Raw genomic sequence first — 25,713 nt, forward strand, 5'->3', positions numbered from 1 at the left:
TCGTCGGGCACACTGGAACCGTGGCTGAAGACAACGAGACCCTTTCCCGGATCCACGACCTGGTCGCCCAAGAGCGCGAACTGCGTGAGCGGGTGGTGAACGGACAACTCGACCCCGCCGAGGAGCACACCCGGCTGCGGGCCATCGAAACCGAGCTCGACCAGTGCTGGGACCTGCTCCGCCAGCGTCGCGCGCTGCGTGAGACCGGCGGCGACCCGAGCCAGGCCAGCGTGCGCCCGGCCGACGAGGTCGAGGGCTACCTCAGCTGATCACCCGGGCCAGGATCGTCCGCAACGCCTGAAGGTCCTGGTCGTCGAGCGACGCCAAGACCTCCGGCGCCGGGTCGTCGGTGTCGTCGAGGACGGCGATCACGTCGCGGCCCGCGTCGGTGAGCGATACCAGCTTGCAGCGCCGGTTGTCCGGATGAGGTTGGCGGACCACCAGTCCGCGCGCCTCGAGATCATTGACGGCGACGGTGGCGGCCGGTGCATCGATGGTGGCCGCCTCGGCGACCTGCTTGACCGTCATCGGCTGCGACGCGAGCCGTCGCAGGATGCGAATCCTGCTGAACGGCAATCCCGTTCGATCGACGACCGCGCGACGCCAGCCGTCCTTGTTGTCCAGCACCAGGCTCGACATCGACCGCCACACCTGATCGGCCAGCGGATTACCCGACATGAGCGGGCTCGCTTCGGGTGTCGTCGATCAATGGAGCCAACCGCTGCGCCGACAGCTTGGCCCGGGCCGAGGTGGACACGATGGCGAGCACCACGATCACCACGCCGAGGCCCAAGTTCATCCACCACAGCGGCCTGGCAGCGGCGGTGAAGTCCGCACCCGCGACCGCCAGCGCCGAACCGGCGACCGAACCGCACAGTGCCACACCGATACTCACGCCTACCTGCCTGCTGGTCGAGGTCACCGCCGAGGCCGCGCCTGCCCGGTCGCGCGGCATCCCGCTGACCGCGGCATTGGTGATCGGCGCGTTGACCATGCCGAACGCGATGCCGTACACCGCGAAGATCACCAACAGCGCCCACACCGGCGTCGTGGCGGTGAGGAAGGTCAGCATCACCGACGCAGCGGTCATCAGAACACCGGACACCAGCAGCGACGGGCGCGCGCCGAACCGGCCCACCAGCCGGCCCGACAGCGGCGAGAAGAATAGGGCGCCGATCGCGATCGGCAGATAGATCAGGCCGGTGTGGGCGGCCGAGTAGCCGCGCTCACCCTGCAGGTACAGCGACATCATGAACAGGAAGGCCCCCCAGGCGGCGAAGGCGCACACGGCGATGACCGTAGCCGACGAGAACGGCACGCTGCGGAAGAACCGCAGATCGATGAAGGGGTCGTGGCGGCGTGATTCGTACCGCAGGAAGGCCAGCAGGGCCACGGCGGCGCAGGCTGCGATCGCGATGATGCGCGGGTTGGTCCACCCCATCCCCGGCCCTTCGATCAGGACGAAGACGATGCCGAACAAGGCCAGCACGGCCAACAGCTGCCCGACCGGATCGATGTCGCGCATGGTGGCCGACTTGGTCTCGGGCACGAAGATCGCGGTGAGGATGATGGCGGCCGCGCAGATGGGCAGGTTGATCCAGAACACCGCGCGCCAGCTGATCGCCTCGATCAGGAAGCCGCCGACGATCGGGCCCAGCGCCATCGAGATCCCGACCACCGCGCCCCACAGGCCCAGTGCGCGGGCGCGCTCCACCCTACCGACGAAGATCTGTGAAATGATGGACAGCGCAACGGGATTCATCATCGATCCGCCGAGACCTTGAATCAGCCGGGCACCGATCAGGGTGTCGATGTCGGGGGCCAGGCTGCACAGCAGCGAGCCGACCGCGAAGGTGGCCAGACCGATCTGGAAGATACGACGGCGCCCGAAGCGGTCACCGGTGGCGCCGGAGAGCATCAGCAGTGAGGCGAGCACCAGCGTGTAGATGTCGATGACCCACTGCATCTGTGACGAGGTGGCGTGCAGATCGGCGCGGATCGCCGGGATCGCGACGTTGACGATCGTCGAGTCCATCGACACGATCAGCAGGCTCAGGCAGCAGGACGCCAGGATGATCGTCTTGCGCCGTGCGCTCAGCTCGCCAACAGTTGTAATCACACAATCATTGTGAAACTACAACCGTTGATGGTCAAGCCGGTGTGGCCCAGCAGACACAAAAGTCCCATGACACGCCGGTGTCAGGGGACTTTTGTGTCTGCTCGCGCAGGAAAAAATCAGCCGCGGGTGTCGATGGTGGCGTAGTCGCGCTCGGTGTAGCCGGTGTAGATCTGGCGCGGGCGGCCGATCTTGCTGCTGCCCTCGTCGTGCATCTCCCGCCAGTGCGCGATCCAGCCCGGCAGCCGGCCGAGCGCGAACAGCACGGTGAACATCCGGGTCGGGAAACCCATCGCGCGGTAGATCACGCCGGTGTAGTAGTCGACGTTCGGGTACAGCTTGCGCTCGATGAAGAAGTCGTCGGTCAACGCGATCTCTTCGAGCTGTTTGGCGATCTCGAGCAGCTCGTCGTCGCCGCCGAGCTTGCCGAGGATCTTGTCGGCCTGCTCCTTGACGATGCGCGCCCGCGGGTCGTAATTCTTGTAGACCCGGTGACCGAAGCCCATCAGCTTCACGCCGTCTTCCTTGTTCTTGACCTTCTTGACGAAGGTCTGCACGTCGTCCTGGCCGACGCGGATCTTCTCCAGCATCTCCAGCACCGCCTGGTTGGCGCCGCCGTGCAGCGGGCCCCACAGCGCGTTGATGCCACCAGAGATCGAGGTGAACAGGTTGGCCTGTGAGGAGCCCACCAGGCGCACGGTCGAGGTCGAGCAGTTCTGCTCGTGGTCGGCGTGCAGGATCAGCAGCATGTCCAGCGCCCGGACGATCTCCGGGTCGACCTCATAGGGCTCGGCCGGGAATCCGAACGTCATCCGCAGGAAGTTCTCCACCAGCGTCAGCGAGTTGTCCGGGTACAGGAACGGCTGACCCTCGGACTTCTTGTACGCGTACGCCGCGATCGTCGGCAGCTTGGCCAGCAGCCGGATCGTGGAGAGCTCCACCTGCTTCTTGTTCAGCGGGTCCAGCGAGTCGGGGTAGTAGGCGCTCAATGCGTTGACCGTGCTGGACAGCACCGGCATCGGGTGCGCATCGCGCGGGAAGCCGTCGAAGAACCGCTTCAGGTCCTCGTGCAGCAGGGTGTGCCGCTGAATCTGGGTGGTGAACTTCTCCAGCTGCTCGGTGGTCGGCAGCTCACCGTAGATCAGCAGGTAGCTCACCTCGATGAAGGTGGACTTCTCGGCGAGCTGCTCGATCGGGTAACCGCGATAGCGCAGGATGCCGGCGTCACCGTCGATGTAGGTGATCGCACTCTTGGTCGACGCCGTGTTCACGAAACCCTGGTCGAACGTCGTGTAACCGGTCTTGGCCAGCAACGAGCCCAGCGCGAACCCGTCAGACCCCTCCGTCGCTTTCACGATGTCCAGGTCCAACTCGCCGCCCGGGTACTTCAGGGAGGCGGTCTCGTCGGTTGCGGCCACATGAACCCCTTCTGAGCTCGTCGACGCCCGCGAGGCGTCCGTATGTAGGTGAAGGTAGTCGCTATTCTGCCGATACGCCCGCGGGGGTCGGGCCCGGGGTCACCCACGGCGCCCAGAGCCGGGCGAAAAGCCCGTACACCGACTCGATTCGGCGGCACACCACGTCCGGCTCGATCGGTGGACCGTCTGGCGTTCCCAGCCCGTTACAGGCCACTCCCATCACCACCGCCCAGGTGTCGAACAGGATGCGGATCGACGGGTGGTCAGCTGTCACACCCATCCGTTGCGCCGCGACGTCCATCGCCCGGTGGTGGTAGCCGCCGGCCCGGAACATGAACGGCGCGAGGCCGAGCGCCGGGGCCGAATTCACGATCGTCAGCAACAGCCGCATGCGCTCGAACGACGCCGTCGACCCGTACTGCTCGGTGCTGAACGTCTCGACGTGCGCACGGGCCAGCGCGTCGTACTGGGTGATGTCGAGGGGCTGGCGCGCGAGGGCGGCGGCCACATCGCCGACGACCTCGTCGAGGATGGCGACGAGCACCGCTTCCTTGTTCGAGAAGTACCGGCTGAACGTGCGCGGGGCGACCTCGGCGGCGGCCGCTATCTGCTCCACGGTGGTGTTGTCGTAACCCTGGTCGATGCACAGCTGGACGGCCGCGTCGATCAGCGTCGCCCTGGTTCGCTGCTTCTTGAGTTCGCGCAGGCCGGGAACGGGAATCCGCGCGACTGGGGCCATGTCGCGCCTCCCCCCCGCGCCGTCTCGGCGCCCCCCGACGTCAAACAGTAGAGGGTAGCGCCCAGCCCACTTCCAGCGCGGCGATATCGGCGAATTCGGTGAAGGCGAGGTGCAGCCGGTCGGCCATGATGACCCCGCAGTTGTCGTAATCGCCCGGCCCGATCACCAAGTTCCCCCACGCCGCGGCGGTGATCGCACCCCACACCGACACGATCAGCGCCACCCGCCGGTCCCTCGGTTCGGCGCCCATCCGCGCGGCCACAGCCACGACCAGCGGCTGCAGCCGCGTCGCGGCCGCCGCCAGCCGCAATGCACTCGACGACGAGATGACGTTGACCATCAACACCAGACGGTGCGTGGTCAGCGACGTCACCGCGCCGGAAGTGACGCCGCGCAGCGCCACGGTGTGCGCGCGGGCCAGCGCCGTCAGTGGCGGAACTCCCGGGTCGATCGTGGCGAGGGCGGTGACGGCGGCGTCGACGAGGTCGTCGAGCACGGTCATCATCACCGCATCTTTGGTCGGGAAATATCGGCTGAATGTTCGCGGGGACACCTCGGCCGCGGCGGCGATCTGCTCGACGGTGGTGTTGTGGTAGCCGCGCTCCATGCAGAGCGTGACGGCCGCGTCCACGAGCATGGCGCGCGTGCGTTGCTTCTTCCGTTCGCGCAGTCCCGGAGGTGGCTGCGCGATCACGTCGGCCACTGTTCGATCGTAGCCGTAACGTGCCGATTTACGGGTTCGCCGCAGGCACCCGATAGCGAACGAAAATCGGGACGGCAGCGGCCGCGATCAGCACACCGACCACCACCAGCGCTCCCCCACCGGCCGCGGCGATCGTGGTGCCGACCACCGCGGCGGCGGCGCCGTGCAGGGCGTCGGCCAGCCGGGGACCGCCCGCCACGACCACGGTGAACACCCCCTGCAGCCGGCCGCGCAGGTCGTCGGAAGCCACCTGCTGCAGGATCGTCGAGCGGAACGCCGCCGACACCATGTCCGCTGCGCCACCAATCGCCAAGAACACCAACGCAATCCACAGCATCGTGCCGGTATGGCCATGTGCGAGCCCGCCGGCGACACCGAAGCCGACCATGGCCGCGCCCCACACCACGATCGAGATCACGACGGCCAGACCCTGACGCTGGATGCGGGGGAACCAGCCGGAGAACACCCCGCCCGCCACCGCCCCGACCGACATCGCAGCCGCCAGCAGCGCAATCGTCGTGCCACCCTCGATCGGAGCGCCGAAACTCTGATGCGCCATCTCCGGGAACAACGCCCGCGGCATGCCCAGGATCATCGCGATCAGGTCGACCACGAACGACATCAGCACGACCTTGTTGCCGGACAGGAAACGGAAACCCTCGATGACCGAGCGCAGGGCGTCGAAGCCCATGCCCCGGCCGCCGACCGAAGGCGGGATCGGCGCGAGCCGCAACGCCACCAGAACCGGGACCACACAGGTGAGCGTGTCGATCAGGTAGAGGGTGGACAGGTCGACCCAGCGCAGCATCACGCCGGCCATCAGCGGCCCGACAATCGCGCCGAACTGGAACACCGTGAAGTTCAGCGAGTTGGCCGCCGGCAACTGCGCGCCGGGCAGCATCCGTGGGATGGCGGCCGCGCGGGTCGGGCTGTCGATGGCATAGAACACCTGCTGCACCGCCAGCAGGCACAGCACCGCCCACACGTTGTTCAGGCCCAGGGCGGCCTGCAGCCACAGCAGCAGCGAGGAGACCGTCAAGCCGCTGGAGGTGATGATCAGCAACACCCGGCGATCCATCGCGTCGGCCCATGCCCCGCCGAGCAGACCGAAGACCACCAGCGGCACCAACGCGAACACGCCGGACAGCCCGACGTACGCCGAGTTGTGGGTCAGTGCGTACAGCTGGACGGGGACGGCGAAGATCGTGAGATTGGCCCCGATGACCGTGATGACGCCGGCCACCCACAGCCGGCGGAAATCCGGCGTTCTCAGTGGCGTGGTGTCGGCAAAGAGCCGCGCCACCTACGGCTGCAGCCGCTCGACGCTTGTGCCCGTTACCCGAATTCGGTTGTGAACCCGGTTCTCCCGGCCCTGCCAGAACTCGACGACCTCGGGGGCGATCCGATAGCCACCCCAGTGCGGCGGCACCGGCACCCGCTCGTCGGCGGCAAAGCGTTCGGTGGCTTGCGAGAGCTGAGCGAGCAGTTCGGCACGCGAGCCGATCGGGCGCGACTGCGCCGACGCCCACGCCCCCAGCTGGGATCCGCGCGGGCGCTTCGACCAGTACTCTTCGGTCTCCTGCGCGCTGACCTTGGTCACGGCGCCGCGGATGTGTACCTGGCGCCCCAGCGCATACCAGGGGAACGTCACGGCGGCATACGGAGTCGCCGCGAGCTCATCGCCCTTGGCCGAGTCGTAGTTGGTGTAGAAGGTGATCCCGGTCTCGTCCACGCTCTTGCACAACACCGTGCGGCTCACCGGTCTTCCCGCGTCGACCGTGGCCAGCACCATGGCGTTGGGCTCGGCGATCCCGGCCGCCTCGGCGTCGGCTATCCACCTGTGCAACAGGGCAAGCCAGCCGTCGGCGAGCCAGTCGACATCGAGGTCGCTGCTGCCGTCCTTCTCCACCGAGCCGTACTCAACGCGCATCGCCGCGAGGCGATCGTCCCTGGGCGTCTCCACGGCCCAACGGTACGCCGCAAACATTCGGCCGCCGGTTACCGACCGGCAGCGACGACCCGATCGCCGAGTGGGAGAATCCCCCCATGACGGTGGTACCCGACGACTTCGTGCCCGGCCTCGAAGGGGTGGTGGCCTTCACCACCGAGATCGCCGAACCTGATCGAGACGGCGGGGCCCTGCGCTACCGCGGTGTGGACATCGAGGAACTGGTCGGCAATGGCGTGACGTTCGGCGACGTCTGGGCGTTGCTCGTCGACGGCAAGTTCGGCAACGGTCTGCGCCCCGCCGAGCCGTTCCCGCTACCCATCCACACCGGCGACGTCCGGGTCGACGTCCAGGCAGGCCTGGCGATGCTTGCGCCGATCTGGGGCTACGCACCGCTGCTGGACATCGACGGCGAAACTGCCCGCGATCATCTCGCGAGGGCATCGGTGATGGCGCTGTCCTACGTCGCCCAGTCAGCCCGCGGCATCTACCGGCCTGCGGTGCCGCAGCGCGTGATCGACGAATGTTCCACTGTCACAGAACGTTTCATGACCCGCTGGCAGGGTGAGCCGGATCCGCGGCACGTGGCGGCCATTGACGCCTACTGGGTGTCCGCGGCCGAACACGGGATGAACGCCTCGACGTTCACCGCGCGCGTGATCGCCTCGACCGGAGCGGATGTCGCGGCCGCCATGTCGGGTGCGATCGGCGCGATGAGCGGCCCACTGCACGGCGGCGCTCCCGCCCGGGTGTTGCCGATGATCGAGGAGGTCGAACGAACCGAGGACGCCCGCGCGGTGGTCAAGGGCGTGCTGGACCGCAACGAGAAGCTGATGGGCTTCGGCCACCGGGTGTACCGAGCCGAGGATCCGCGAGCACGGGTGCTGCGCGCCACCGCCAAGCGGTTGCAGGCACCGCGCTACGAGGTGGCCGTCGCCCTCGAGCAGGCGGCCCTGGCCGAGCTGCGCGAGCGGAGGCCGGACCGGGCGATCGAGACGAACGTGGAGTTCTGGGCCGCGGTCATCCTGGACTTCGCCCAGGTGCCCGCCAAGATGATGCCCGCGATGTTCACCTGCGGCCGCACGGCCGGATGGTGCGCCCACATCCTGGAACAGAAGCAGCTCGGCAAGCTGGTGCGGCCGTCGGCGATCTATGTCGGTCCGGCACCCCGGCCACCTGACGCGGTCGAGGGCTGGGACGAGATCGCGCACCAGCCGGTCTAGCGACCGATGCCGCCGAGGAACGAGGCGGAGGAGGAGCGAGACAATCAGGCACGGTCTGAGGCTGCTCAGGCCCGGAACGCCGAACCCCGTTCGCGGTCCAGGTACGTATCGGCCTTGTTGCGCAGGAAGAACACGTACACCACCAGCGACACCGCGATGCAGACGGTGACATAGCCGATGAACAGCGGTACCTGGCCCTGCTCCTTGGCCGCCTGGTAGATCAGCGGCGCCGTCCCGCCGAAGATCGAGTTCGCCAGCGCGTATCCGACGCCCACTCCGAGCGCGCGGACCTGCGCAGGGAACAGCTCCGACTTCACCAGCGCGTTGATCGACGTGTACCCCGTCAGGATCACGTAGCCGGCCGCGACCAACGCGAAAGATGCCAGCGGCGAGCGTGTCTGGGGCAGGAAGGTGATGAGGACATAGGTGTAGAACACGCCCCCGACACCGAAGAACACCAGCATCGGCTTGCGACCGATCCGGTCGCTGATGATCCCGCCGACCGGCTGCAGCAGCATCAGGAAGATCAGCCCGGTCAGATTGATCCATGTCGCCGTCATGCCCTCGCTCTTGTAGGCGGTCTTGACGATCGCCGGAGCGTTGACGCTGTAGGTGTAGAAGGCCACCGTCCCACCGAGGGTGATGAGGAAGCACAGCAACAGCGGCCGCCAGTACTGCGTGAACAGCGCCCGCATGGATCCCGCACCGCGGTCCTCGCCTGCCTTGGCCGCCTCGATGACCTCCTCGGACAGCGACTCGTCCATCGTGCGCCGCAGCCAGAACACCACCACCGCCGCCACGCCGCCGACGGCGAACGCGATGCGCCAACCGAATTCGCGCAACTGGTCATCGTCGAGACCCGTCTGCAGGATCAGCAGCGTGAGCTGCGCCAGCACGTGCCCGCCGATCAGCGTCACGTACTGGAACGACGAGAAGAACCCGCGCCGCTCCCGCGTCGCCGCCTCCGACATGTACGTCGCCGACGTGCCGTATTCACCGCCGGTCGCGAAGCCCTGCACCAGCCGGGCAACGATCAGGATGATCGGCGCCGCCATCCCGATCAACGCCTGCGACGGCACCACCGCGACCACCAGCGAGCACAGCGCCATCAGCGACACGCTCACCGTGAGCGCCGCCCGCCGGCCTCGCCGGTCGGCGTACCGGCCGAAGAACCACGACCCGACGGGGCGCATCACGAACGTGATCGCGAATATCGCATAGACGTACACCGTCGAGTTCTTCTCGGACTCATCGAAGAACTGGCCCTCGAAATACGTTGCGAACACGGTGTAGACGTAGACGTCGTACCACTCGACCAAGTTGCCCGACGACCCTCGGATCGTGTTCCAGATCGCCCGCCGGGTTTGGGCGGCGCTCGAGCGCGGCACGGTCGTGGTGGTCATCGTCGGCCTCCCCTGTGTCAGCCCGAACCGTACTCCACGGCGGGTCGTTTCTGTCGGTACCCGGTGGTTGCATGCGAGGCGCCGATGAGTTTTCCCCGACCGCGGTGTCTACATCGGTGGCGGCCCGGCCGGCCGCTTCACACCACAGGAGGCTTCTATGGCGATCGAGATCCAACCCACTCTGTCCCCGCACCTGGTCGTCGACGACGCACCCGCGGCGATCGACTTCTACATCAAGGCGTTCGGCGCCACCGAGATCGGCCGGGTGCCCCGTCCTGACGGGAAACTGATCCATGCCGCGCTGCAGATCAACGGGGCCATGATCATGCTCAACGACGACTTTCCGGAGATGTCCGAGGGCAGGTCGATGACGCCGCCTGCGTTGGGCGGCACCCCGGTGACGATTCATCTGACCGTCACCGACGTCGACCAGAAATTCCAACAGGCGCTCGACGCGGGCGCCACCGTGGTGATGCCGCTCGAGGATCAATTCTGGGGCGACCGCTACGGCATGGTCCGGGATCCGTTCGGGCATCAGTGGTCACTGGGGCAGCCGGTGCGCGAGGTGAGCTACGACGAGATCCAGCAGGCGATGAGTCAGGCATAATCCAGGCGTGACGCAGGGGCCACGCAAGATCCTCTACATCGACCTCGACAACACGATGGTCGACTTCGCCCATCGGATCGAGGGCCTCGACCAGGTGGTGGCGGACAAGTACCGCGGCCGGATGGACGAAGCGCCGGGCATCTTTGCATTGATGAAGTCGATGCCCGGCGCGATTGCGGCGTTCACCGAACTGTCGGAACTGTTCGACACCTATCTGCTGTCGACCGCGCCGTGGCGCAACCCGTCGGGCTGGCAGCACAAGCTCGAATGGGTGCACGAGCACCTTGGCGTCGAAGAGGATTCACCGGCGTACAAGCGGCTGATCCTGACCCACCACAAGGACCTCAATCGCGGCGACTTCCTCGTCGACGATCGGCCCAACAACGGCGCCGAACGCTTCGAGGGCGAGTGGATCCACTTCGGGTCCCCCGAATTCCCGGACTGGGACGCCGTTTTGATCTATTTGCGGAACAAGGCTTAACGCAGCAGACCGGCGAGCAGTCGCTTGGCCAGCGGGGCCGCGGGCGCGGCCGCCGCCGCGACCATGTCGGCCACGTCGGTGAACTTCACCCGCACCCGTCCCTGCTCCTCGCCGCGCGCGGTCTCGGCGGCGTCGATGGCCCGCCAGCCTCGCGCATCGACAACCTCCGGCTGCCGCGAACGAATCAGGTTGTCCAGCAAGGCCGGTCGGGCACTCGGGTCGGCGAGCAGGCCCGCGTTGAAGTCGTCGACCAGGTTCGAGACGGTCTGCATCGAACACGACTTGTTGGTGCCGATGAATCCGGTCGGTCCGCGCTTGATCCACCCCGCGACGTAGGCCCCGGTGACGGCCGCGCCGGTGGCGGGGTCGATCACGCGTCCGTCCCGGTTGGGGACGACGGCGTCGGCCTCGTCGAACGGCAGATCGGCGATCGGGGCGCCGCGGTAGCCGATCGAGGTGAGTAGCAAGCCGGCCTCGATCCGCACGGTCTCGTCGGTTCCGGTGCGCAGGAACTCGACGCCGCTCACCCGGTCGGTGCCGAGCACCCGGTGCGGGGTGAGCCGATAGGCAAGTCGAATGCGGGGGCGGCCGGTGAGCTCGGCGGCGACCGGCAGCTTGGCCAGGATCTCGAGCTTGGCTTTGGCGAGGGTATCGGTGGCAGTGGCCAGATCCTGCTCGACCAAGTCGTGGTCACCGGCGTCGAGGACGACCTCGGCGGTCGACGTCAGCCCGATCAGCTCGGGCAGGGTGAAGGCCGAGTCGACGGGCCCGCGGCGCGCCGCGATGACCACCTCGCGCACTGCCGAGCCTCTCAGCACGGCCAGCGCGGTATCGGAGATGTCGGTGCGAGCCAGGTCGTCGGGATTGGCGGTCAGAATCCGCGCCACATCAAGGGCGACATTGCCGTTGCCGACCACTACCACCCGTTCGTGGCGAAGATCGACATCCAGTCCGGCGAAATCCGGGTGGCCGTTGATCCAAGCGACCGTCTCGGTGGCGGTCGCCGTGCCGGGCAGTTCCATGCCTCCGATGTCGAGCCTGCGGTCGTTCGGCGCACCGACGGTGTAGAGCACCGCGTGGTGGTGCTTCAGTAATTCGTCGTGCGAAATATGCTGCCCCACTTCGACATTGAGGTAGAACGTGAAGCGTGGCTGCTTGCTTATCCGATCAAAGAGCTTCGTGACCCCCTTGGTGTGCTGGTGATCGGGCGCCACACCGGCGCGCACCAGACCGAACGGGGTGGGCAGCTTGTCGAAGACGTTGACCCGCACGCCCTTCTGGGTGAGCAGTTCGTCGGCGGCGTACATCCCCGCCGGTCCCGAGCCGACGACGGCCACCGTCAGTTCCGCCTCGCCACGGCGCACCTGCGGTGCGGGCAGCACCGGGGCGAGCTTGGAGGTCGGCGGCAATTTCACGCCGGCAGGCCGCTCGGGGTAGAACCCGGCATTGAGTTCGATGAACGGCAGCTGCTTGTCGGTGAGTTTGCTGTCCGGTGCGATCGCACCGACCGGGCAGGCGCTGACGCACGCCCCGCAATCCACGCAGGCCACCGGGTCGATGTAGAGCATCTCGGCGGTCGCGAAGCCCGGCTCGTCGGGGCTGGGGTGGATGCAGTTGACCGGGCAGGCGTAGACACAGGACCCGTCGCTACAGCACGACTGGGTGATGACGTGAGGCACAGGCGTGAGTCCTTCGGTTTACGCGACGGCGACCACGTGCTGGCGAGCCGGCTCGCTGCGGAAGCGACTCGGCGCACCGTCGATCCGGCAGATCCGCCAGATCAGCTTCGCCAGCGGGTTCATCAATCCGGTGTCGTGGCACAGCATCCGGACATCGCCGAACATGTCACGCAACATCTGTCGCGACGGCGCCGAGGAGAAGAAGATGTCCTTGCGCACCGAGCGCGGGATGTCGAACTCCTTCCAGAACGCCTTCGGCGGCACGATGATGGCCGAGCACAGCACTCGCATCACCACCGGCACATAGAGCGACAGCCAGAAGCGCTTGCGCCGCGACAGGTGCGGCACCCGCTTGCGCAGGTACTCGTGCGCGAACGAGATGTGCCGCGCCTCCTCGGCTACGTGGATGGCCATCACCCGCTCCATGATCGGGTGCAGGGTCTTGCCTTCGCGCAGGACGTTTTTCTGGGTGTGGTCGATCGGTTCCTCGCCGGCGAGGATGCCGAACCAGAACGGGATCGGCAGCGGGCCGGCCACCAACGGGATCGCCGGCTGAACCCACTTGAGCAAGCGCGGCATGCCCGGCACGTCGGCGCCGATGTGGTTGACCATCTCCTGGAACATCATCGTGTGATTGCATTCTTCGACCGCCTCGTGCAGGCAGTACCGGTACTCCGGTGAACCGTTGGGCGCCCAGAACGCGTACTCCATGAGGCCCCGGATGAGGATCGACTCGAAGTGCAGGCCGACCTTCGCGACATTGGACTGACGCCACATGCCGATCTCGATCTGCCGCTCTTTGGATTGCGACTGGTACCAGGGGTGCTGGCCGATCGGGTCGGTCGCAGGCAGGATCCAGCGCTCGTCGTTCGGGACCACGGCGAACTCGGGCGCATCCCAGTCGATGTCGGTGTAGGGGTTGAAGTTGCGCCGCACCGACCCTTCGGACAGCGTCATCAGCTTCTCGACGTATTCGGTGTCGTCCAGCACGTCCATGTTGCGGCGCCAACGCTGAATGATCTTGGTTCTCGCCATGACAGTCTCCTCAACAGAGGTTTACATTTGGGCGGGTGATGTACAAACGGTACCGCAGGTATCGCATACTGTCCATACCCCGAATTCGGGTCTCCTGAACGCCTCGGTGTAATACCCGCCTGCGTCGACTCCTAGGCTTGGGTCATGGCTGATTCGCTCACGATCCCCGCTGATCTCAAGCCCGCTGACGGCCGCTTCGGCTGCGGCCCCTCGAAGGTGCGCCCCGAACAGCTCGAGGCACTGGCCGCATCAGCCGCATTGTTCGGCACGTCGCATCGGCAGGCGCCGGTGAAGAACCTGGTCGGCCGGGTTCGCGACGGCCTGCGTGAGTTCTTCTCTTTACCCGACGGCTACGAGGTCATCCTCGGCAACGGCGGCGCCACCGCGTTCTGGGACGCCGCCGCGTTCGGGCTGATCGAGAAGCGCTCGCTGCACCTCACCTACGGCGAGTTCTCCTCGAAGTTCGCCTCGGCCGCTACGGCCAACCCCTTCATCGACGACCCGATCGTGATCAAGGCGGACGCGGGCAGCGCGCCGGAGCCGCAATCCGATCCGTCCGTCGACGTCATCGCCTGGGCGCACAACGAGACCTCGACCGGAGTCGCGGTGCCGGTCAGCCGGCCCGACGGCGACGCCCTGGTGCTCATCGACGCCACGTCCGGAGCCGGTGGTCTGCCCGTCGACGTCCGCGACGTCGACGCGTACTACTTCGCGCCGCAGAAGAACTTCGCCAGCGACGGCGGCCTGTGGCTGGCCGTGGTGTCCCCGGCCGCGCTGGCCCGCATCGAGGCCATCTCCGCCTCCGGCCGCTGGGTGCCCGACTTCCTGTCGCTGCCGATCGCGGTGGACAACAGCCTGAAGAACCAGACGTACAACACCCCGGCGATCGGCACGCTGGTGCTGATGGCCGAGCAGGTCGACTGGCTGAACGGCAACGGCGGCCTGGATTGGGCGGTCAAGCGCACGGCGGACTCGTCGCAGCGGTTGTACTCCTGGGCCGAGGCATCGTCGTATGCCACCCCGTTCGTCAGCGATCCCGCACTGCGCTCGCAGGTGGTGGGCACGATCGACTTCACCGATGAGGTCGACGCCGCGGCGGTGGCCAAGGTGCTGCGGGCCAACGGCATCGTCGACACCGAGCCGTACCGCAAGCTGGGCCGCAACCAGCTGCGGATCGCGATGTTCCCCGCGATCGAACCCGACGACGTCTCCGCGCTGACGCAGTGCGTCGACTGGGTTGTCGAACATCTCGGCTGACTTCTCGTCACCGCCGCGTGTCCTAACCGTAATCAAGTCGGGGCTGAGTTAAAGTCCGGGCGAAGGAGGTCGACATGCGAGAACTCAGGGTGATCGGACTCGATGTCGACGGCAGGCACATTATTTGCGAAGGTCCCGACCCGGCCGACAAGTTCACCCTGCAGGTCGACGACCGACTGCGTGCCGCGGTTCGCGGTGACCGGTCGCTGGGCCAGACCCCGAGGGACAAAGAGGTCAAAGGCGTGTTGCGGCCAAGGGATATTCAGGCGCGCATCCGTGCGGGTGCGTCCGTCGAGCAAGTTGCCTCGTCTTCCGGCATGGACATCAGCAAGGTCGAGCGTTTCGCCCACCCGGTGCTCTTGGAGCGCTCACGGGCGGCCGAGCTGGCCGGCGCTGCGCATCCGGTGCTGGCCGACGGTCCGGCGGTGACCACATTGTTGGACACCGTCACCACCGCCCTCGTGGCGCGCGGACACAGCCTCGAGTCGACGTCGTGGGACGCCTGGCGCGGTGAGGACGGCCGGTGGGTGGTGCAGATGTCGTGGCAGGCCGGACTCTCCGACAACGTGGCGCACTTCCGCTTCAGCCCCGGCGCGCACGGTGGCACGGTGTCGGCTCTGGACGACGCCGCGAGCGAGTTGATCGACCCGACGTTCGAGCGCCCGCTGCGCCCGGTGGCCGTCGTCGCACAGCTGGAATTCGAGGAGCAGCAGCCGCAACCGGCACCCGCCCCGGTCGAGGAGAAGCAGGCACCCGCTCCTGCCTCGGCTCCCGCCCCGGCGCCGAGGGCCAAACGCGCCAAGGCCAAGCCGTCCGTACCCGGCTGGGAGGACGTCCTGCTCGGGGTGCGTTCCAGCGGCGAGCGCTGACCGCCTACTGAGCGGCGGCCATAGCCAGCAGGGTGATCCACCCGCCGGCGACGCCGATACCGGCACCGAGGACGAACCAGCGTCGTACCGGAATGCGCCGCCACCCCCATAACGTCGGCGCCAGTCCGCCGACCGCGATCAGGTTCAGCACGATCGCCACCAGCGGATGCACCCGCAGCATGCCGAGGCTGAGCACCACGATCGCGGCGCCCGTCACCGCGGCGACGAAGGCCGCCACGGTCAGACCGGTCCCCCACGGCGTCGACTCGTCGATCATGTGGCGAGCCTAGTCATCGCGACCGCTCGTAGAACGCCAGCGCTGCCGCGGTTGCGACGTTGAGCGAATCGGTGCCCCGCGACATCGGGATCCGAACCCGGACGTCGCTGGCCCGCATCACCGTCTCGGTCAGCCCGGGCCCCTCAGCGCCGACCAGCACCGCGACCCTGTCCCCCGCCAGCGCGGCCATCGCCTCGGCCAGGGTCTGTGCCGCGGGGTCGGGTGTCATGGCCAGCAGCCGGAATCCGCGCTCGCGCAACCCGCCGAGGTCGGCCGGCCAGTGCTCGGCACGGGCGAACGGCACCAGCAGGGCATGGCCCATCGACACCCGGACCGCACGCCGGTACAGCGGGTCGGCGCATCCGGAACCGAAGATGACCGCGTCCACCCCGAGGCCGGCGGCGTTGCGGAAGATCGAGCCGAGATTCTCGTGGTCGTTGACACCTTCGAGCACCGCGACCGTGCGCGCCCCGTCGAGCACGTCGGCCATCATCAGCTCCGGTGGCCGGCGGGCCGCCGCGAGCACACCGCGGTTGAGGTGGAAACCGACGACCTCGGCCATCACCTCGGCGGTGGCACGGTAGTACGGCGCCCGCACCCGGGTCAGGTCGTCACCGAGTTCGGCCAGGCGGCGCTCGGTGCCGAGGAACGCGTGCGGGGTGAAGCGCGAGGCGATCATCCGCTGAGCCACCAGCACGCCCTCGGCGATCACCAATCCCTTGCCGCTGGGCAGGTCCGGTCGCCGGTCGACACTGTTGAGGTCGCGGAAGTCGTCGACGCGGGGGTCACCCGGATCGGTGATATCGACGACTTCTATCGCGCCAAAAGCCTTGTCGCTCACGCGTCTTCGTCGACAAGGACGGTCATCAGGTCCGCGGCCCGCAGTAGGATGTCGCGCTCGTCGCTGTCCAGGGTGGCCAGCCGATTGCGCAGCCACTCTTGACTGGCCCGCCGCTCACTGTCGACCAGCGCCGCACCGGCGTCGGATACCGCCACCAGAACCTGGCGGCCGTCAGAGGGATGGGAGGTGCGCACGACCAGACCGAGGTCGGCCAGTGATGCGATCACCCGGGTCATCGACGGCGGCCGGACCCGTTCCCGGATCGCCAGCGCCCCCGGCGTCATCGCCCCGTCCTTGGCCAGGGTCGCCAGCGCGGACAGCTGCGACAGCGTGACCGGTGACTCGGGCCTGCGGAAGCGCAGTTGGCGCGCCAGACGCATCACGGCCAGCGACAAATCACTGGCCAATCGCAGGTCACCGTCTTTCACGACGCAAACAGTACGACACGACAACACCTGATCAATGATGAACCGGCCAACTCCGGTAGCTGGACACCTGGCCATCTCACCCATCGGTTACCTTGGACGACAATGCCTTCCGATCAGCGCGAACCGAGTCGAGAGCCGGTGGCCGAACCCGAGCCGCCTGCGCTGCCCGCGGCGTTGCTCGATCCGTGGCCGGTGATCATCGTCGGGGCCACGCTGTGGGCGCTGGTGACGATCGCGGCGTTCACCGTCGCGGCGTGCGAGTCCTGGCGCCCGATTGCGCTCGCCGGACTGGGCACCGGGGTGGTAGGCACGTCGGTGTTCCTGTGGCAGCGCACCGCAGCACGGCGCGGGGCGCGAGGAGCGCAGACCGGCCTTGAGTCGCGCGAACAGTAACCAGTCACCACGAAGGGAAACCAATGGCAGCGCCGCTGTTGCAAGCAGAAATCGAGATCAACGCCCCGGTCGCCACGGTGTGGACTTTGCTGTCGGACCTGGGCAACATGCCCAAGTGGAGCCCACAGTGCCGGCTCATGAAGCCACTTGGCCCAGTGAAACCGGGCACCCGAACCGTCAACCTCAATCGTCGCAACAACCTGTTCTGGCCGACGACGTCGACGATCACCGAACTGATTCCGGAGCGGAAGCTGGCGTTCCGGGTCAACGCCAACAACACCGTCTGGAGCTATGAGCTCTCCCCGACGGCCACCGGCACTCGGGTCGTGGAGACCCGCCACGCCGAGAACGGCGTCAAGGCCGTCTCCACGATGACGGTGAATGCGGTGATGGGCGGCGTACCCAACTTCGAGAAAGAACTGGTCGAGGGGATGAACCTGTCGCTGGCGCGCATCAAGGCCGCCGCCGAAGGTTAGGCCTGCTCGCCCGGTTCGGACGCTTCGGCACCGTCGGCCGGCTTCGCGCTCTCGGGCACCTCCGGGGCGCTCTCGGGCACCTCCGGGGTTTCGGTTTCCGAAACTTCCGAGGCCTCCACGACTTCGGGTGTCTGCGAGACTTCTGAGTCTTCCGGCGCCGCGGGGGCATCGGCGACGGTCGCGACCACCTCGACCACCTCGAGCACACCGTCGTCGTACGGGTCGTACAACGGCGATCCCGTGCCCGCGGGCTGCGGGGTGTCCGAGTGCGCACCGCAGCCGTACTCGAAGTCGACGACGTGGGAGTCGGCCGCCAGCTCGTTGCAGCACACCCCGAACATGGCGCCGAGCGCGCCGGCCAGCGGCACCATGAAGCCGCAGTCGCGGCAGACCCGCTTGGTCGCGCGGGCCATCGGTGAATCGGGACCATGATCACCGTCGTGCCAGCGCTGGGCGGTCTCGTCGCGACCAAGCGCGCTGAGCACCTGACGACGCCCGAAGCCGACCTCGAAGGCGGTGTCGTCGATCAGCGGATCCCCGGTGGCGGTGTAGCCGGGGGCCAGCCGCGGGTCATCCTTGCCGGGAGCCAGCAGATCACCGGGGCTCAGGTCACCGGGCTTGATGCGCTCGTCCCAGGGCACCCAGGCCGGAGCCAGCAGCGCGGTCGGGCCGGGCACCAGCACGACCTCGCTGACCGTCGCGTGATCGGCGCCCTCATAGGCCGCGACCACCACCGCCCACTGCCAGCCCTGATAACCGGGCATGTTCGCCAAGAAGCGATGCGTCGCCGCCGTCTCGTCCTCGAAGCTGACACCGAGGTACTCGCCCACGGTGTCGCCGCTGTGCTCGACGATGGCCTGCCGTGCCTGCTCCACCGCACCGCTCAGTACGGCGGCAACCGCGTCCGACGGCGCGGCGGCCTGCGCCGGTGCCGTGGCTTCTTTCGCGTCAAGGGTGCTGTCCATCGTCACCAATCTTGCCTCACGGTCCATGTGTGCAGCCACACCGGTCACGTGCGAGCCCGGCATGCCGGGATAGGGGACAATCGTGAGGTGTCTGAGAGCCGGCGTGACGAACTCCGCGCGAATCCGGCGTTCGGCCCCGACCGCCGCTACTCGTCGGGCGCATCCGGAGAACACCCGGGCATGGCCAACTATCCCTCCGACGGGGACGGCTACCCGCGGTCGGAGGCCACCCGCCGGTCCAGCCCCACGCCCAGCTCCAACCGCTACCTGCCGCCGCTGGGCGAGCCTCGCACCGAGAACATCGGGCCGCCGCCCGGACCGCGCAGCGCCGACGAACGGGCGACTCGTGGCCGCGGCGCCGCGTATCGCAGCCGCGAGATGGGCACGAAGGTGTATTCGATGGTGCACCGCGCGGCCACGGCCGACGGCGCCGACAAGTCCGGCCTGACCGCGCTGACCTGGCCGGTGGTCGCCAACTTCGCGGTGGACTCGGCGATGGCCGTCGCACTGGCCAACACGCTGTTCTTCGCCGCCGCCTCCGGCGAGAGCAAGGGTAAGGTCGCGCTCTACCTGCTGATCACGATCGCGCCGTTCGCCGTGATCGCACCGCTCATCGGGCCTGCGCTGGATCGCGTCCAGCACGGCAGGCGCGCGGCGCTGGCGATGTCGTTCGTCCTTCGCGCTGCGCTGGCGTTCGTGCTGATCATGGACTACGACGGCGCCACCGGCAGCTATCCGTCGTGGGTGCTCTACCCCTGCGCGCTCGGAATGATGGTGCTGTCCAAGTCGTTCAGCGTGCTGCGCAGCGCGGTCACCCCCCGGGTCATGCCACCGACGATCGACCTGGTGCGGGTCAATTCGCGGCTGACGATGTTCGGTCTGATCGGCGGCACCATCGTCGGCGGCGGTATCGCGGCGGGGGCCGAGTACCTGCTCAGCACCGTGTTCCGGCTGCCCGGCGCCCTGTTCGTGGTCGTTTTCGTCGCGGTGGCGGGCGCGTCGCTGTCGATGCGGATCCCGCGCTGGGTGGAGGTCACCGAAGGTGAGGTGCCTGCCACCTTGACCTATCACGGCGAAAGCGGACCGCAGGGCTGGATCGACGAACCGGCCGCGAAAACCGGCAGACCACGACAACCTTTGGGCCGCAACATCATCACCTCGCTGTGGGGCAACTGCACGATCAAGGCGATGGTGGGGTTCCTGTTCCTGTATCCGGCGTTCGTCGCCAAGGCACATCAGGCCAGCGGCTGGGTACAGCTGGGTATGCTCGGCCTGCTCGGCGCGGCCGCAGGCATCGGCAACTTCGCGGGTAACTTCACCGCGGCCCGCATGCGGCTGGGCAGGCCCGCGATGCTGGTGGTGCGGTGCACGGTCGCGGTGACCGTCATGGCGCTGGTGGCCGCGGTCACCGGCAACCTGATCGTCGCGGCAGTGGCGACGCTGATCACCTCCGGCGCGACCGCGATCGGCAAGGCGTCGCTGGACGCCTCGCTGCAGGACGATCTGCCGGAGGAGTCGCGGGCCTCGGCGTTCGGCCGCTCCGAGTCGGTGCTGCAGCTGGCGTGGGTGATGGGCGGTGCGATCGGAGTGCTGGTGTACACCGAACTGTGGGTCGGCTTCACCGCGATCAGTGCGCTGCTGATCCTCGGCCTGGCACAGACCATCGTCAGCTATCGCGGCGATTCACTGATCCCCGGCTTCGGCGGCAACCGGCCGGTGCTGGCCGAACCGGAGGGCGCATCGGCGGTGACTCACCGGTGAGCCGCCTGACCCGATGGCTTTTGGCGATCGTCGTTGTGTTGGCGTCGGCCGGTGCCGGCGTCGGCGCCTGGGCACTGACCCGCGGCACCGAATCGGCCTTCCCCGAGATCAGCGCGTATTCGCACGGCCAGGCGGTGCGCGTCGGGCCGTACGTGTACTGCAACGTGGTGAACCTCAACGACTGCCAGAACCCGCAGACCCAGGGCCAGCTTCCGGTCAGCGAGCGCTACCCGGTCCAGCTCTCCGTTCCCACCGCGATCGGGCGCGCACCGTGGCAGTTGCTGCGCGTGTACGAAGACGAGCGGAATTCCACGACCACCATCTATCGGCCCAATACCGAACTGGCAGTGACGATTCCGACGGTCGATCCGCAACGCGGCCGGCTCACCGGGGTTGTCGTGCAGTTACTCACGTTGGTGCAGGATCAGAATGGCGAACTGCGCGACGCCCCGCACGCGGAGTGGTCAGTCCGCCTGGCCTGGCCCTAGCGTCGGCGACGACGGCTGCGAGCACCAGTCCCGAATGGCGGCGGCGAACTGTTCAGGGGCATCGGATTGGACGAAATGACCTGCGCCGTCGGCAATCACGGTCCGATGGTTGGGAAAGATCCGCTCCCAGTGCCGTCGATCGCTTTCCCTGAAGGCGATGTCGGCATCACCCCAGATGATGAGCGTGGGGATGCCTGCGATCGCCGGCTGTCCGGCTTCCACCTCGGCGAGGAACGCGCGGCTGGCAGTGAGCTCGCGGGGGAAGATGGCCGACGCATCGCGCCGTGACGGGCTGTCGAGTGCCTTCTGATAGTGAGCCATCTCGTCCCGGCTGGGTTTGGCCAGCCGGTGCCCCGCAGGAATCATCAGGTTGACGAACAGATTGAACTGCCGGATCAGTAACCGACCGAGCGGTCCGCCCATCACATGGGACATGATCTGCACGTGCGGCGCATCCGTCGGCCACGCCCAGGTGTTGCCCACCACCAGCCGGTCGAACACTTCCGGGTGTTTCTCGACCACCGACAGCCCGATCGGGCCGCCCCAGTCGTGTACCACCAGCGTCACCTGAGTCAGCTCGAGAGCATCGATGAACGAGCCGACGACCTCGGCGTGCTCGTTGGGCAGATACCGGTAACCCGGCGCCGCGGTCGACAGTCCGAATCCGGGGTAGTCGATTGCCACGCAACGAAATTCGCTTCGCAGGGCCGCGATGACGTCGCGGTAGACGAACGACCAGGTCGGGTTGCCGTGCAAGAACAGCAATGTCGGCCCCGAGCCTTCGTCGACGTAGTGAACGGTATGGCCGGCGATGTCGACGAACCGGCTCACGAATGGAAACAACTCGTCGTCGACCCACCCGGGCCGCTGCGCCACCGCCATATGGATCCCTCCTCAGCGTCGCTTGATATAATCAAGCAGACATTAATTTAGCAACCGGAGCGGGATGAGTCGAGACTACGGCCAGTACTGCGGACTGGCCCGGGCGCTGGATGTGGTCGGCGACCGGTGGAATTTACTGATCGTCCGGCAGCTTCTCCTCGCCCCCGCCCGCTACCGGGAACTGCGCGACGGGCTGCCGGGCATCGCGACCAACCTGCTGACCGACCGGCTCCGCGACTTGGAGAGCGCGGGCGTCGTCGAGCGGCGGCTGGCCGAGGACGGCAACGCGATCACCTACGGCCTCACCGACTGGGGCGCCCAACTTCGCGAACCCATCGAGGGACTCATCCGCTGGTCCACGCCGCTGATGGTTCGCGGTGCCGAGGGCGACGAGTTCCGCATCGAGTGGCTTCTGGTGGCGCTGCCCGCACTGTTCACCGGCCGGGCGCCGACCCGATCGGTCACCGTGGGGATCGACGTCGGCGGCGAGGTGCTCCAGGTGCGCGCCGGCCGATCCGGTGTGTCCGTCAGTCTGCCCGACGGGCGCGCGCTCGACGCCGTCCTGCAGACCGAGGCGTCGATCGTCCTCGGCCTCGCGACCGGGCTGCTGACCCTCGATGATGTTGCGGCACAAATCCAGATAGACGGCGACCGGACCGCGGTGAAGACCGTCTTCGCGCGTTAACCCGCGCCGTGCCCGGCAGGCACCCGCTCCCCCTCGGGCGTCGGCCCCGGCGGCGTTCCGTCACCGAATGGTCTGCCGCCCAACGCTTCCCGTCCGTGCGGAGTCAGCCAGTTCGACAGGTCCGGCCCCTTCGGCACGACCCCGGTGGGATTGATGTCCGAGTGCACGATGTAGTAGTGCTGTTTGATCTGGACGAAGTCGGTGGTATCGCCGAATCCGGGTGTCTGGAACAGGTCTCGGGCGTAGGCCCACAGCACCGGCATCTCCGCCAGCTTGGACCGGTTGCATTTGAAGTGGCCATGGTAGACCGGATCGAAGCGCGCCAGCGTGGTGAACAACCGCACGTCGGCTTCGGTGATGGTGTCTCCCACCAGATATCGCTGATCGGCCAGCCGTTCGGAGAGCCAGTCCAGCGCGGTGAACAACCGGTCATAGGCGCGTTCATAAGACTCCTGCGAGCCGGCGAACCCGCAGCGGTACACACCGTTGTTCACCTCGGTGTAGATCCTCTGCGCCACCTCGTCGATCTCGTCCCGCAGCGGCTCGGGGTACAACTGCGGTGCACCCTCGCGGTGGTAGGCGGCCCACTCGGTGGAAAAGTCCAGCGTGATCTGGGCGAAGTCGTTGGTGACCACCTGGCCGGTGGACACTTCGACGATCGCCGGGACCGTGATGCCCTTCGGGTAATCCGGGAACCTCGCGAAGTAGGCGTCCTGCAGCCGCGGTATCTTCAGCACCGGGTCCACGCCACCGGGATCGAGATCGAAGGTCCAGCTGCGTTGGTCGTGCGTCGGCCCGCAGAACCCGATGGACAGCACGTCCTCCAGGCCCAACAGGCGGCGCACGATGATCGTCCGGTTCGCCCACGGACAGGCGCGCGCGACGATCAGCCGATAGCGGCCTGGCTCGCTCGCATAACCGTCAGCTCCGTCGGCGGTGATCCTGGTGGTGATGTAGTTGGTATCGCGATTGAACTCGCCGCCTCCGGCGACATAGGCACCCACGAGTCCAGTTGTACCCGCTTAGGCGTCAAGTTCCCGGGCGACGGCCTTGACGACTTCGGACACCCGCCGGGCGACTTTGCGGTCCGGGTAGCGGCCCTTGCGCAGCTCGGGCTGTACGGCGCCTTCGAGCAGCGTGATCATGTCCTCGACCATGCCGTGCAGTTCGTCGGGGGTGTGCTTGCGCTCGACCGGGGGCGCGGCCTCCCGGCGCGTGCGGCTCAGGCTGGGGGGCGGGTCAATCAGCTTGACGCTCAACGCCTGCGGGCCGCGGCGCCCGGATGCCAGCCCGAACTCGACCCGCTGGCCCGCCTTCAGACCTTCGACGCCCTCAGGCAGTGCCGACGCACGGACGTAGACGTCCTCGCCTTCCTCCTGGGACAGGAAGCCGAATCCCTTCTCGGCGTCGTACCACTTCACCTTGCCGGTCGGCACTGGTCTCACCTGCTTGTCTGACGGGGTCCATGACAACATGACGAAGCGTCCCGCCGGTGCAGGACGCGTGCCGGTGATCCTACTCGGGAAGACCTACGGCCAGCACCTGAGTTTAGTTCGGTAGGCTGGGCAAACCGCTGGAGGAGACATGCGCCTGATCCTGAACGTCGTCTGGTTGCTGTTCGGCGGGCTCTGGCTTGCCCTCGGCTATCTGTTGGCCGCGCTGGTCAGTTTCGTTCTGATCATCACCATTCCGTTCGGCTTCGCCGCGCTGCGGATCGCCAACTATGCGCTGTGGCCGTTCGGGCGGACCATCGTCGACAAGCCGGGCCCGCGGCCTGGTGCGCTGGTCGGCAACGTCATCTGGATCGTGCTGTTCGGCGTGTGGCTCGCGATCGGCCACCTGGTGAGCGCGGTGGCGATGGCGATCACGATCATCGGGATCCCGCTGGCCCTGGCCAACCTCAAGCTCATCCCGGTCTCCCTGGTGCCGCTGGGCAAGGAGATCGTGCCCGCCGATCATGCTCGGGTGGCGGCATGACCGTCGTCGGGCTGGGAGTGCCTACGATCCGCCGCGACGACGACGCGCCTGCGGCGGACATGCCGCGCAGCGGGCCGCTGGTCGACACGTTCGGCCGGGTGGCCACCGACCTGCGGGTGTCGCTGACCGACCGGTGCAATCTGCGCTGTACCTATTGCATGCCCGCCGAGGGACTGGACTGGCTACCCGGCGACGACCTGCTGACCCTCGACGAGCTGGTGCGGCTGCTCACCCTGGCGGTGACCCGGCTCGGCATCACCAGCGTCCGCTTCACCGGTGGCGAGCCACTGTTGTATCGCGGGCTCGAAGACGTGGTGGCCACCGTGGCCGCGCTGCGCCCGCGTCCCGAGATCGCACTGACCACCAACGGGATAGGCCTGGCCCGTCGGGCCCGGGCACTGGCCGATGCGGGTCTGAATCGGGTCAACGTGTCGCTCGACAGCCTCGACGCCGCGCAGTTCGCCGCCATCACCCGGCGGGACCGCCTCTCCGATGTTCTTGACGGCCTGTCCGCCGCGTCGGAGGCCGGCCTGGGACCGGTCAAGGTCAACGCGGTACTGGACGCGGTCAGTGGCCTCGACGACGCCGTCGAACTGTTGGAGTACTGCCTGCGCTACGGCTACCAATTGCGCATCATCGAGCAGATGCCGCTCGACGCCGGCCACCTGTGGCGTCGGGACGCCAACCTGAGCGCCGACGAGATCTACGCGGCACTGGCCGAGCGCTTCACCCTCACCACGGATCCGGCCCCGCGCGGGTCGGCTCCGGCCCAGCTCTGGCAGGTCAACGGTGGCCCGGCGACGGTCGGGATCATCGCCTCGGTCTCGCATGCGTTCTGCGCGGCCTGCGACCGGACCCGCCTGACCGCGGACGGTCAGATCCGTAACTGCCTGTTCGCCGCCGAGGAGACCGATCTGCGGGCGCTGCTCCGCGACGGCGCCGACGATTCCGTGCTGGAGGCGGCATGGCGTGGCGCGATGTGGCGCAAGGCGGCCGGCCACGGCATCAACGATCCGGATTTCGTCCAGCCCCGACGGCCGATGAGCGCGATCGGGGGCTGAA

30 protein-coding genes are annotated in these 25,713 nt (G+C 67.5%); 13 read left to right on the forward strand and 17 right to left on the reverse strand.

The genetic code is table 11. The features are described from left to right. The first annotated feature begins 20 nt into the window (after positions 1-20). Complete coding sequence (locus tag BST42_RS10375) at positions 21-269, forward strand: DUF2630 family protein (protein ID WP_083118504.1); 249 nt, start codon at positions 21-23, stop codon at positions 267-269. Here the strand turns inward: BST42_RS10375 and BST42_RS10380 are convergent. The 7 genes from BST42_RS10380 to pdxH all read right to left on the reverse strand — a co-directional run bounded on the left by BST42_RS10380 (position 262) and on the right by pdxH (position 6,939). Beyond that, positions 262-678 carry a MarR family winged helix-turn-helix transcriptional regulator gene (locus BST42_RS10380; protein ID WP_083118505.1) on the reverse strand — a complete coding sequence of 139 codons (417 nt, stop codon included), beginning with the start codon at positions 676-678 and terminating at the stop codon, positions 262-264. The genes BST42_RS10375 and BST42_RS10380 overlap by 8 nt on opposite strands. Further along, positions 668-2,098: an MFS transporter gene (locus BST42_RS10385; RefSeq protein ID WP_083118855.1), complete on the reverse strand. Its 1,431-nt coding sequence runs from the start codon at positions 2,096-2,098 to the stop codon at positions 668-670. The genes BST42_RS10380 and BST42_RS10385 overlap by 11 nt, the downstream gene beginning before the upstream one ends. Before the next feature lie 137 nt (positions 2,099-2,235). Further along, positions 2,236-3,534 (reverse strand): citrate synthase, encoded by a 1,299-nt coding sequence (locus tag BST42_RS10390; RefSeq protein WP_083118506.1) that lies wholly within the window; start codon positions 3,532-3,534, stop codon positions 2,236-2,238. Between the two features lie 61 nt (positions 3,535-3,595). Further along, positions 3,596-4,273 carry a TetR family transcriptional regulator gene (locus BST42_RS10395; protein ID WP_083118507.1) on the reverse strand — a complete coding sequence of 226 codons (678 nt, stop codon included), beginning with the start codon at positions 4,271-4,273 and terminating at the stop codon, positions 3,596-3,598. Positions 4,274-4,313: 40 nt separating this feature from the next. Continuing rightward, a complete protein-coding gene (locus tag BST42_RS10400) occupies positions 4,314-4,976 on the reverse strand; it encodes a TetR/AcrR family transcriptional regulator (protein WP_083118508.1) in 663 nt (220 codons plus the stop codon). Between the two features lie 28 nt (positions 4,977-5,004). Further along, positions 5,005-6,279 carry an MFS transporter gene (locus BST42_RS10405; RefSeq protein ID WP_083118509.1) on the reverse strand — a complete coding sequence of 425 codons (1,275 nt, stop codon included), beginning with the start codon at positions 6,277-6,279 and terminating at the stop codon, positions 5,005-5,007. Beyond that, positions 6,280-6,939 carry a pyridoxamine 5'-phosphate oxidase gene (gene pdxH / locus BST42_RS10410; RefSeq protein ID WP_110918565.1) on the reverse strand — a complete coding sequence of 220 codons (660 nt, stop codon included), beginning with the start codon at positions 6,937-6,939 and terminating at the stop codon, positions 6,280-6,282. Positions 6,940-7,022: 83 nt separating this feature from the next. Between pdxH and BST42_RS10415 the strand changes: the two genes are divergently transcribed. Beyond that, positions 7,023-8,147: a citrate synthase 2 gene (locus BST42_RS10415; RefSeq protein ID WP_083118510.1), complete on the forward strand. Its 1,125-nt coding sequence runs from the start codon at positions 7,023-7,025 to the stop codon at positions 8,145-8,147. A 65-nt stretch (positions 8,148-8,212) separates the two neighbouring features. On the opposite strand, the gene BST42_RS10420 is transcribed toward BST42_RS10415, so the two are convergent. Next, on the reverse strand, positions 8,213-9,550 hold the full coding sequence (locus tag BST42_RS10420) for an MFS transporter (RefSeq protein ID WP_083118511.1): 1,338 nt from the start codon (positions 9,548-9,550) through the stop codon (positions 8,213-8,215). 157 nt (positions 9,551-9,707) lie between these two features. On the opposite strand from BST42_RS10420, the gene BST42_RS10425 reads away from it, so the two are divergent. Both BST42_RS10425 and BST42_RS10430 read left to right on the forward strand, forming a co-directional pair. Further along, on the forward strand, positions 9,708-10,157 hold the full coding sequence (locus tag BST42_RS10425; protein WP_083118512.1) for a VOC family protein: 450 nt from the start codon (positions 9,708-9,710) through the stop codon (positions 10,155-10,157). Positions 10,158-10,164: 7 nt separating this feature from the next. Continuing rightward, positions 10,165-10,638 (forward strand): 5' nucleotidase, NT5C type, encoded by a 474-nt coding sequence (locus tag BST42_RS10430; RefSeq protein WP_237159357.1) that lies wholly within the window; start codon positions 10,165-10,167, stop codon positions 10,636-10,638. On the opposite strand, the gene BST42_RS10435 is transcribed toward BST42_RS10430, so the two are convergent. Continuing rightward, complete coding sequence (locus BST42_RS10435) at positions 10,635-12,317, reverse strand: FAD-dependent oxidoreductase (RefSeq protein ID WP_083118513.1); 1,683 nt, start codon at positions 12,315-12,317, stop codon at positions 10,635-10,637. The genes BST42_RS10430 and BST42_RS10435 overlap by 4 nt on opposite strands. A gap of 18 nt (positions 12,318-12,335) precedes the next feature. After that, complete coding sequence (locus BST42_RS10440; protein ID WP_083118514.1) at positions 12,336-13,352, reverse strand: AurF N-oxygenase family protein; 1,017 nt, start codon at positions 13,350-13,352, stop codon at positions 12,336-12,338. A gap of 144 nt (positions 13,353-13,496) precedes the next feature. Here BST42_RS10440 and serC point away from each other — a divergent pair, with 144 nt between their 5' ends. Together serC and sepH are read left to right on the forward strand one after the other, a co-directional pair. Beyond that, complete coding sequence (serC, locus tag BST42_RS10445; RefSeq protein ID WP_083118515.1) at positions 13,497-14,609, forward strand: phosphoserine transaminase; 1,113 nt, start codon at positions 13,497-13,499, stop codon at positions 14,607-14,609. Between the two features lie 74 nt (positions 14,610-14,683). Beyond that, on the forward strand, positions 14,684-15,478 hold the full coding sequence (sepH, locus tag BST42_RS10450) for a septation protein SepH (RefSeq protein WP_083118516.1): 795 nt from the start codon (positions 14,684-14,686) through the stop codon (positions 15,476-15,478). Positions 15,479-15,482: 4 nt separating this feature from the next. Here sepH and BST42_RS10455 read toward each other — a convergent pair whose 3' ends face one another. From BST42_RS10455 to BST42_RS10465, 3 genes are read right to left on the reverse strand one after another with little or no spacing between them, the layout of a single operon-like run. Then, positions 15,483-15,755: a DUF2537 domain-containing protein gene (locus tag BST42_RS10455; protein ID WP_083118517.1), complete on the reverse strand. Its 273-nt coding sequence runs from the start codon at positions 15,753-15,755 to the stop codon at positions 15,483-15,485. A gap of 13 nt (positions 15,756-15,768) precedes the next feature. Next, a complete protein-coding gene (locus BST42_RS10460) occupies positions 15,769-16,596 on the reverse strand; it encodes a TrmH family RNA methyltransferase (RefSeq protein WP_083118518.1) in 828 nt (275 codons plus the stop codon). Next, entirely contained in the window at positions 16,593-17,024 is a 432-nt protein-coding gene (locus BST42_RS10465; RefSeq protein ID WP_083118519.1) for an Rv0880 family HTH-type transcriptional regulator, read from the reverse strand. Before BST42_RS10465 ends, BST42_RS10460 begins: the two co-directional genes overlap by 4 nt. A gap of 102 nt (positions 17,025-17,126) precedes the next feature. Here BST42_RS10465 and BST42_RS10470 point away from each other — a divergent pair, with 102 nt between their 5' ends. Both BST42_RS10470 and BST42_RS10475 read left to right on the forward strand, forming a co-directional pair. Beyond that, entirely contained in the window at positions 17,127-17,417 is a 291-nt protein-coding gene (locus tag BST42_RS10470; protein WP_083118520.1) for a DUF2530 domain-containing protein, read from the forward strand. 23 nt (positions 17,418-17,440) lie between these two features. Beyond that, positions 17,441-17,893, forward strand: a complete 453-nt coding sequence (locus tag BST42_RS10475) for an SRPBCC family protein (RefSeq protein ID WP_083118521.1) — start codon at positions 17,441-17,443, stop codon at positions 17,891-17,893. On the opposite strand, the gene BST42_RS10480 is transcribed toward BST42_RS10475, so the two are convergent. Next, positions 17,890-18,858, reverse strand: coding sequence for a DUF3027 domain-containing protein (locus BST42_RS10480; protein WP_083118522.1), 969 nt, complete (start codon positions 18,856-18,858; stop codon positions 17,890-17,892). The two genes, BST42_RS10475 and BST42_RS10480, sit on opposite strands and share 4 nt — an antisense overlap. Positions 18,859-19,038: 180 nt before the next feature. On the opposite strand from BST42_RS10480, the gene BST42_RS10485 reads away from it, so the two are divergent. Both BST42_RS10485 and BST42_RS10490 read left to right on the forward strand, forming a co-directional pair. Next, a complete protein-coding gene (locus tag BST42_RS10485) occupies positions 19,039-20,619 on the forward strand; it encodes an MFS transporter (protein ID WP_110918566.1) in 1,581 nt (526 codons plus the stop codon). Between the two features lie 5 nt (positions 20,620-20,624). Further along, the gene (locus BST42_RS10490) at positions 20,625-21,107 is read left to right on the forward strand and encodes a DUF2771 domain-containing protein (protein ID WP_083118861.1); all 483 of its coding nucleotides are present in this window, start codon (positions 20,625-20,627) and stop codon (positions 21,105-21,107) included. Here BST42_RS10490 and BST42_RS10495 read toward each other — a convergent pair. After that, positions 21,084-21,989: an alpha/beta fold hydrolase gene (locus tag BST42_RS10495; RefSeq protein WP_083118523.1), complete on the reverse strand. Its 906-nt coding sequence runs from the start codon at positions 21,987-21,989 to the stop codon at positions 21,084-21,086. The genes BST42_RS10490 and BST42_RS10495 overlap by 24 nt on opposite strands. 64 nt (positions 21,990-22,053) lie before the next feature. Between BST42_RS10495 and BST42_RS10500 the strand changes: the two genes are divergently transcribed. Further along, positions 22,054-22,674 (forward strand): winged helix-turn-helix transcriptional regulator, encoded by a 621-nt coding sequence (locus BST42_RS10500; protein WP_083118524.1) that lies wholly within the window; start codon positions 22,054-22,056, stop codon positions 22,672-22,674. Here BST42_RS10500 and BST42_RS10505 read toward each other — a convergent pair. Together BST42_RS10505 and BST42_RS10510 are read right to left on the reverse strand one after the other, a co-directional pair. After that, positions 22,671-23,678 carry a glutathione S-transferase family protein gene (locus BST42_RS10505; protein ID WP_083118525.1) on the reverse strand — a complete coding sequence of 336 codons (1,008 nt, stop codon included), beginning with the start codon at positions 23,676-23,678 and terminating at the stop codon, positions 22,671-22,673. The genes BST42_RS10500 and BST42_RS10505 overlap by 4 nt on opposite strands. An 18-nt stretch (positions 23,679-23,696) precedes the next feature. Then, complete coding sequence (locus tag BST42_RS10510; protein WP_083118526.1) at positions 23,697-24,110, reverse strand: cold-shock protein; 414 nt, start codon at positions 24,108-24,110, stop codon at positions 23,697-23,699. A 148-nt stretch (positions 24,111-24,258) separates the two neighbouring features. On the opposite strand from BST42_RS10510, the gene BST42_RS10515 reads away from it, so the two are divergent. Both BST42_RS10515 and moaA read left to right on the forward strand, forming a co-directional pair. Next, positions 24,259-24,651: a YccF domain-containing protein gene (locus BST42_RS10515; RefSeq protein ID WP_083118527.1), complete on the forward strand. Its 393-nt coding sequence runs from the start codon at positions 24,259-24,261 to the stop codon at positions 24,649-24,651. Continuing rightward, positions 24,648-25,712 carry a GTP 3',8-cyclase MoaA gene (moaA, locus tag BST42_RS10520; protein WP_083118528.1) on the forward strand — a complete coding sequence of 355 codons (1,065 nt, stop codon included), beginning with the start codon at positions 24,648-24,650 and terminating at the stop codon, positions 25,710-25,712. Before BST42_RS10515 ends, moaA begins: the two co-directional genes overlap by 4 nt. Position 25,713: the final 1 nt, after the last annotated feature.

It is taken from the genome of Mycolicibacterium rhodesiae, from assembly GCF_002086695.1.
Taxonomy (GTDB): Bacteria; Actinomycetota; Actinomycetes; order Mycobacteriales; family Mycobacteriaceae; genus Mycobacterium; species Mycobacterium rhodesiae.

Coding starts and splice junctions, on each gene's coding strand:
- BST42_RS10480 (WP_083118522.1), bottom strand. CDS start 18,858: ATGGACAGCACCCTTGACGCGAAAGAAGCCACGGCACCGGCGCAGGCC.
- BST42_RS10415 (WP_083118510.1), top strand. CDS start 7,023: ATGACGGTGGTACCCGACGACTTCGTGCCCGGCCTCGAAGGGGTGGTG.
- BST42_RS10495 (WP_083118523.1), bottom strand. CDS start 21,989: ATGGCGGTGGCGCAGCGGCCCGGGTGGGTCGACGACGAGTTGTTTCCA.
- BST42_RS10425 (WP_083118512.1), top strand. CDS start 9,708: ATGGCGATCGAGATCCAACCCACTCTGTCCCCGCACCTGGTCGTCGAC.
- BST42_RS10455 (WP_083118517.1), bottom strand. CDS start 15,755: ATGATCGACGAGTCGACGCCGTGGGGGACCGGTCTGACCGTGGCGGCC.
- serC (WP_083118515.1), top strand. CDS start 13,497: ATGGCTGATTCGCTCACGATCCCCGCTGATCTCAAGCCCGCTGACGGC.
- moaA (WP_083118528.1), top strand. CDS start 24,648: ATGACCGTCGTCGGGCTGGGAGTGCCTACGATCCGCCGCGACGACGAC.
- sepH (WP_083118516.1), top strand. CDS start 14,684: ATGCGAGAACTCAGGGTGATCGGACTCGATGTCGACGGCAGGCACATT.
- BST42_RS10500 (WP_083118524.1), top strand. CDS start 22,054: ATGAGTCGAGACTACGGCCAGTACTGCGGACTGGCCCGGGCGCTGGAT.
- BST42_RS10485 (WP_110918566.1), top strand. CDS start 19,039: ATGGCCAACTATCCCTCCGACGGGGACGGCTACCCGCGGTCGGAGGCC.
- BST42_RS10515 (WP_083118527.1), top strand. CDS start 24,259: ATGCGCCTGATCCTGAACGTCGTCTGGTTGCTGTTCGGCGGGCTCTGG.
- BST42_RS10395 (WP_083118507.1), bottom strand. CDS start 4,273: ATGGCCCCAGTCGCGCGGATTCCCGTTCCCGGCCTGCGCGAACTCAAG.
- BST42_RS10475 (WP_083118521.1), top strand. CDS start 17,441: ATGGCAGCGCCGCTGTTGCAAGCAGAAATCGAGATCAACGCCCCGGTC.
- BST42_RS10380 (WP_083118505.1), bottom strand. CDS start 678: ATGTCGGGTAATCCGCTGGCCGATCAGGTGTGGCGGTCGATGTCGAGC.
- BST42_RS10440 (WP_083118514.1), bottom strand. CDS start 13,352: ATGGCGAGAACCAAGATCATTCAGCGTTGGCGCCGCAACATGGACGTG.
- BST42_RS10420 (WP_083118511.1), bottom strand. CDS start 9,550: ATGACCACCACGACCGTGCCGCGCTCGAGCGCCGCCCAAACCCGGCGG.
- BST42_RS10470 (WP_083118520.1), top strand. CDS start 17,127: ATGCCTTCCGATCAGCGCGAACCGAGTCGAGAGCCGGTGGCCGAACCC.